The sequence below is a fragment of the Streptomyces sp. NPDC055078 genome, assembly GCF_053607985.1.
In genome coordinates this window covers 1-4,858 of record NZ_JBSGUP010000625.1, presented here as the reverse complement: position 1 = coordinate 4,858, position 4,858 = coordinate 1, and the positions used below count along the sequence as shown (strand labels likewise).

Annotated in this window: 4 protein-coding genes and 3 tRNA genes; 4 read left to right on the top strand and 3 right to left on the bottom strand. The window is 68.2% G+C overall.

Translation table 11 applies throughout. The features are described from left to right. Positions 1–27: 27 nt before the first annotated feature. The 3 genes from purL to purS form a co-directional block, all read right to left on the bottom strand. A complete protein-coding gene (gene purL, locus ACWF94_RS33540) occupies positions 28–2,301 on the bottom strand; it encodes a phosphoribosylformylglycinamidine synthase subunit PurL (RefSeq protein ID WP_453497289.1) in 2,274 nt (757 codons plus the stop codon). Beyond that, entirely contained in the window at positions 2,298–2,966 is a 669-nt protein-coding gene (gene purQ, locus ACWF94_RS33535; protein WP_453497292.1) for a phosphoribosylformylglycinamidine synthase subunit PurQ, read from the bottom strand. Before purQ ends, purL begins: the two co-directional genes overlap by 4 nt. Before the next feature lie 80 nt (positions 2,967–3,046). After that, positions 3,047–3,292 (bottom strand): phosphoribosylformylglycinamidine synthase subunit PurS, encoded by a 246-nt coding sequence (gene purS, locus ACWF94_RS33530; protein ID WP_147987130.1) that lies wholly within the window; start codon positions 3,290–3,292, stop codon positions 3,047–3,049. A 549-nt stretch (positions 3,293–3,841) separates the two neighbouring features. Between purS and ACWF94_RS33525 the strand changes: the two genes are divergently transcribed. From ACWF94_RS33525 to ACWF94_RS33510, 4 genes are all read left to right on the top strand, one after another. Then, entirely contained in the window at positions 3,842–4,180 is a 339-nt protein-coding gene (locus ACWF94_RS33525) for a histone-like nucleoid-structuring protein Lsr2 (protein ID WP_453497285.1), read from the top strand. Between the two features lie 118 nt (positions 4,181–4,298). After that, positions 4,299–4,370 (top strand) — tRNA-Gly (locus ACWF94_RS33520). An 80-nt stretch (positions 4,371–4,450) separates the two neighbouring features. Then, positions 4,451–4,526 (top strand) — tRNA-Gly (locus ACWF94_RS33515). Between the two features lie 228 nt (positions 4,527–4,754). Further along, positions 4,755–4,827: transfer RNA gene (locus tag ACWF94_RS33510), tRNA-Gly, on the top strand. Positions 4,828–4,858 lie beyond the last annotated feature (31 nt).

The window sequence follows — 4,858 nt, the reverse complement described above, 5'->3', positions numbered from 1 at the left end:
GCGTCGTACGGACCGGGCCGTCGGCGGTCAGGCGAGCAGGGCCGGAATCGTCTCCTCGTGCGCCGTACGCAGCTCGGCCAGCGGGATCGAGAACTCCCCCTGCACCTCCACCACATCGCCGTCCACCACACCGATCCGGGCCACGGGCAGCCCCCGCGCCCCGCACATATCGGTGAACCGCAGCTCCTCGCTCCGGGGCACCGAGACCACCGCGCGCCCCGCCGACTCCGAGAACAGGAAGGTGAAGGCGTCGCCCGTGGCGGAGCCACTCGTGGACAGCGTGTCGGGGACGATCAGGCGCGCGCCCGTGCCGCCGCGCAGACAGGACTCCACGACCGCCTGGATCAGTCCGCCGTCCGACAGATCGTGCGCCGCGTCGATCATCCCGTCGCGGGACGCGGAGATCAGGATCTCGCCGAGCAGCTTCTCCCGGTCGAGATCCACGGCCGGGGGCAGTCCGCCGAGATGGTCGTGGATCACCTGGGACCAGGCGGAGCCGCCGAACTCCTCGCGGGTGTCCCCGAGGAGATACAGCAGCTGGCCCTCCTCTGCGAACGCGATCGGCGTACGGCGGTTGACGTCGTCGATCACACCGAGGACCGCGACGACGGGCGTCGGGTGGATGGCCGTCTCGCCGGTCTGGTTGTAGAGCGACACATTGCCGCCGGTGACCGGCGTGCCGAGCGCCAGACAGCCGTCCGCGAGACCGCGCGTGGCCTCCGCGAACTGCCACATCACATCCGGGTCCTCGGGCGAGCCGAAGTTCAGACAGTCGGAGATCGCGAGCGGGGTGGCGCCGGAGGCGGCGACATTGCGGTACGACTCCGCCAGCGCGAGCTGGGCGCCGGTGTACGGGTCGAGCTTGGCGTACCGGCCGTTGCCGTCGGTCGCCATCGCCACACCGAGGTTCGACTCCTCGTCGATCCGGACCATGCCCGCGTCCTCGGGCTGCGCCAGCACGGTGTTGCCCTGCACGAAACGGTCGTACTGGTCGGTGACCCACGCCTTCGACGCCTGGTTCGGCGACGACACCAGCCGCAGGACCTGCTCCCGCAGTTCGGCGGAGGTCGCCGGCCGGGGCAGCTTGCCCGCGTCATCGGCCTGGAGCGCGTCCTGCCACGCGGGACGGGCGTACGGACGGTGGTAGACCGGGCCCTCGTGGGCGACGGTACGCGGCGGTACGTCCACGATCTGCTCGCCGTGCCAGAAGATCTCCAGCCGCTCGCCCTCGGTGACCTCACCGATGACGGTGGCGATGACGTCCCACTTCTCGCAGATCTCCAGGAACCGCTCGACCTTCTCCGGCTCCACGATCGCGCACATGCGCTCCTGCGACTCGCTCATGAGGATCTCCTCGGGCGAGAGGGTCGCGTCCCGCAGCGGCACGGTGTCCAGATCCACCCGCATCCCGCCCGAACCGGCGCTCGCCAGCTCGGAGGTGGCGCAGGACAGGCCCGCGCCGCCGAGGTCCTGGATGCCCGCGACCAGCTTCTCGCGGAAGATCTCCAGGGTGCACTCGATCAGCAGCTTCTCCTGGAACGGGTCGCCGACCTGGACGGCGGGCCGCTTGGCCGGTCCTGTCGCGTCGAAGGTCTCGGAGGCGAGCACCGAGACCCCGCCGATGCCGTCGCCGCCGGTGCGGGCCCCGTAGAGGATGACCTTGTTGCCGGGTCCCGACGCCTGCGCGAGATGGATGTCCTCGTGCTTCATCACCCCGATACAGCCCGCGTTGACCAGCGGGTTGCCCTGGTAGCAGGGGTCGAAGACGACCTCGCCGCCGATGTTCGGCAGGCCGAGGCAGTTGCCGTAGCCGCCGATGCCCGCGACCACACCGGGCAGGACGCGCCGGGTGTCGGGGTGGTCGGCCGCGCCGAAGCGCAGCGGGTCGACCACGGCGACCGGGCGGGCGCCCATCGCGAGGATGTCGCGCACGATGCCGCCGACGCCGGTGGCCGCGCCCTGGTAGGGCTCGATATAGGAGGGGTGGTTGTGCGACTCGACCTTGAAGGTCACCGCGTATCCCTGGCCGACGTCCACGACGCCCGCGTTCTCACCTATACCGACGAGAAGCGCGTCGCTTTCCGGGGCCTTTTCACCGAACTGCTTGAGAAAGACCTTGCTCGATTTGTACGAGCAGTGCTCGGACCACATGACCGAGTACATCGCCAGCTCGGCACCGGTGGGACGGCGGCCGAGAATCTCCCGGATACGCGCGTACTCATCCTGCTTGAGCCCGAGTTCGGCCCATGGCTGGTCGGTTTCGGGGGTGCCCGCGGCGTGCTTCGTGGTGTCGAGGGTCATGCGTTGACCAGCCTCTTGATGATCGAGGTGAAGAAGGCGAGACCGTCGGTGCGGCCCGTGCCGATCAGGGGCTCTACGGCGTGCTCCGGGTGCGGCATCAGACCGACGACATTGCCCTCGGCGTTGGTGATGCCCGCGATGTCGCGGAGCGAGCCGTTGGGGTTGCCGTCGAGATAGCGGAAGGCGACCCTGCCCTCGGCCTCCAGCTCATCGAGAACCCGCTCGTCGGCGACATAGCGGCCGTCGATGTTCTTCAGCGGTACGGAGATCTCCTGGCCCTGCTCGTAATCACCGGTCCAGGCGGTCTCCGCGTTCTCCACCCGCAGCTTCTGATCGCGGCAGATGAAGTGGAGATGGTTGTTTCGCAGCATCGCGCCCGGCAGCAGATGCGACTCGGTGAGGATCTGGAAGCCATTGCAGATACCGAGAACCGGCAGCCCCGCCCTGGCCTGATCGATGATCGTCTCCATCACCGGCGAGAAGCGGGAAATCGCTCCGGCGCGCAGATAGTCGCCGTACGAGAAACCTCCCGCGAGGACCACGGCGTCTACCTGCTTGAGATCCTTGTCACGGTGCCAGAGCGATACGGGCTCGGCGCCCGCGAGCCGTACGGCCCGCAGACTGTCCCGGTCGTCGAGGGTGCCGGGAAAAGTGACGACTCCGATACGGGTGTTGCCGCGGCTACCGGTGTCACTGCGGCCGGCGGCGTCTCCGCCGGGGGCGGTGGTGACGGACCCGTCGGCGGTCACGACTCCACCTTGACCACGAAATCCTCGATGACGGTGTTGGCGAGGAACGTTTCGGCCATCTCATGGATGCGGGCGAGGGCGGCGTCATCGACCGGCCCGTCCACCTCCAGCTCAAAACGCTTTCCCTGACGTACGTCCGCGATGCCGTCGAAACCGAGGCGCGGCAGTGCGCGCTGCACCGCTTGTCCCTGGGGGTCGAGGATCTCGGGCTTGAGCATGACGTCGACTACGACGCGTGCCACGGGCACTCCCGGTGGTGTGTTGCGAGGGCGGTCCGCCCAGCGTACCCGGCGCAAAAATCTACCCGCGTAGACGCAATCGGGTTCCGGGCAGGGTCCGGAGCGGGTCACGGGCCCGGGTTCCGGGGGCGGGGCGGAGGCGGGTCCTGCCCGGGTCCAGGGGGGCTCCGGCCGGGTCCAGGGGGGCTCCGGTCCGGGGCTCCGGGCCGGGTCCAGGGGCAGGTTCCGGGGCAGGGGGCAGGTCCAGGGGCAGGTTCCGGGTCCGGGCCCGGGGCAGGGCCCGGGCAGGTGGCGGGGCAGGTGGCGGGCGGACCCGACGGGGACCCCGGCCCGAACACACCCGGTATCACCCGGCGAAAATCCCGGGAAAATACCCCACCCCCCATTGCTCCGGACACGCGCAAGTAATTGGTTGGGCTTCACAATGCGCTACCACTCGCTGTACAAAGGAATACAGAGGACGGCAGTTTTGCCCCTCGACAGCCGGAAAACCGGTATAGCCGCATGTCAGAACCGGTGGCACGGCGCAACTGCGGGAAAGGACCGATATCCGTGGCTCAGCGAGTAGTGGTAACGCTCTTCGATGACATCGACGGCGGAGAAGCGGCGGAAACCGTCAGGTTCGCCCTGGACGGGAAGTCGTACGAGATCGACCTCAATCCCGCCAATGCAAAGAAACTGCGCAAGGCCCTCGCCCCCTACCTGGCGGCGGGCCGGAGGCAGCCCAGGGCGGGACGGCACAACAGGCCCCGGGCCACCTCCTACAAGCACACCACCCTGGAGCCGGCACCCGCCGCGGTACGCGCCTGGGCCCAGTCCAACAAGATGGACGTACCCGCGCGCGGACGTATCCCCAAGGCGGTCTACGCGGCGTTCCGCGAGGCGAGTTGAGCCGGTCGGCGAGGCCGCGGAGCGCGCCGTGATCTCAAGTTGCGCTGCACCCCCCAAGGTCGGCTAGAGTCTGTCTCACGCCGAAGGGCAAGGCCAAAAGGCCCCACCTCAGCAGCGTGCGGGTGTAGTTCAGTAGTAGAACATCCCCCTTCCAGGGGGAAGGCGCAGTGTGCAATTCCTGTCACCCGCTCTCATCGCTTTACCGGTCGCACAAGTCGATCAGGTAAGGTGATGCGAGCACCGCCCGGTGAGAGCTGTGGCGGCGGCAATGCGGACGTGGCTCAGTTGGTAGAGCATCACCTTGCCAAGGTGAGGGTCGCGAGTTCGAATCTCGTCGTCCGCTCCAGGAGTACACAGTCAGTACTCAGCGGTTCAGCAGTGATGAAAGGCCCTGATCGGAAGATCGGGGCCTTTGCCGTGCCCGGCTCGATCCCCGATGCCGGGCACGGACGGTGTGAGTGGGGACGGTGTGAGTGCCGGACGGTGTGAGTGTGACCACATCGCCAACCGGTACGCGGGGGCCGTCTCACGCGGGAGCGCGGTTGGGTATAGTGGGCTGCGCACAACGGCACACGCGGACGTAGCTCAGTTGGTAGAGCGCAACCTTGCCAAGGTTGAGGTCGCCAGTTCGAACCTGGTCGTCCGCTCGGGTATGAAGGCCCCGGTCCTCCACAGGAC